Source organism: Gordonia lacunae (genome assembly GCF_002149015.1).
GTDB classification, from domain to species: domain Bacteria; phylum Actinomycetota; class Actinomycetes; order Mycobacteriales; family Mycobacteriaceae; genus Gordonia; species Gordonia lacunae.
The window spans coordinates 1-1,188 of sequence record NZ_NGFO01000084.1 but is presented as its reverse complement, the minus strand read 5'-3'; the positions used below and the strand labels follow the sequence as shown (position 1 = coordinate 1,188).

Here is a 1,188-nt window from a genome sequence, read left to right as displayed (position 1 = left end):
TCGTGTTGTGGGGTTGTGCGGTTGTGGTGATCGAGGGTGAGGTTGTTGTAGACGACGCGGGCCAGACGTCGCTTGAGGCAGCGCATGGCGTCGCGTTTGGTTTTGCCTCCGTCGCGTTTGCGTTGGTAGTAGGTGTGGCCGAGGGACTCGGGCATGCGGGCTTGGGTCAAAGCGATGCGGTGCAGGGCGGCGTTGAGTTGTCTGTTGCCTGAGCGGGTGAGGCGATGGCGGCCGGGGTTGGCCGACCACACTGGCACGGGTGCGACGCCGGCGTGTCGGGCGAACTGTGCCTCGGTACCGAAGCGGGTGATGCCGGCGGATTCGCCGAGGAGTTTCGCCGCGGTCAGTTCGGCGCAGCCAGGCATCGCCAACAACGTCGGCACGGCGTCGCGCACCAGGGTGGTGATCTCGCGGGTCACCTGTTTGATCTCGGCGGTCAACGCGATGATCGCGGCGACCTCGGTGCGGGCCAGCCGGGCATCGATCCCGGGGCGGTCGACCAGCCACACTGCGAGGTTGTTCTGGTGTKTGTTCAGCGTCAACCCGCCTCGGGGAATGTGGTATTCGGGGTCGAGTTGATGCACCCGCCACAACACTCGGTTGATCTTCGAAGTGCGTTCACGCACAAGGGTTTCTCGGTAGTCGACCAGAGCTTTGGCCTCATACGACACGTCATCGTGGGAGGCCACCGGTAGATCAGGTTCACGCGCGGCAGCGCGCGCCACCGCCAAGGCGTCGATGGGATCGGACTTACCGCGTTCACGCCCGGTGCGGCGGTGTTCGGCCATCAACCGCGGGGTCACCCGCACGACCTTCTGGTGGGCGCCGAGYAGATCGCGTTCGAGGCGGGCGGACATGTTGCGGCAGTCTTCGATGGCCCAGAGCAGTTCGTGACCGAACTTGTCGCGGGCCCAGCGCAGTGCCTGGAGGTGACCGGCGGTCGTCGTGGGTACGACCGTGGATCCGAGTTTGCGGCCGACGTCATCGACGGCGACAAAAGTGTGGGAGCGCTTGTGGACATCAGCACCGATGACGATCATGGAGCTTGCCTTCCTGTCACAGGGTGGGCGGACAGTCGGGCCGGTCGGTGGACATACTTCAGTGGAGGGGCGCTGCCACGCTCCTATCAAGTCACGCCGGCCGGTCCGTCACACCAGATGCCGGCACGATGAGGCAACACCAACCCCG

1 protein-coding gene is annotated in these 1,188 nt (G+C 65.3%); it reads right to left on the bottom strand.

All coding sequences use genetic code 11. The annotated features are described in order from the left end of the window. Positions 1-1,040: IS110 family RNA-guided transposase (locus CA982_RS26220; RefSeq protein WP_086537966.1), on the bottom strand; the 1,040-nt coding region annotated here is incomplete at its 3' end. Between the last annotated feature and the right edge of the window lie 148 nt (positions 1,041-1,188).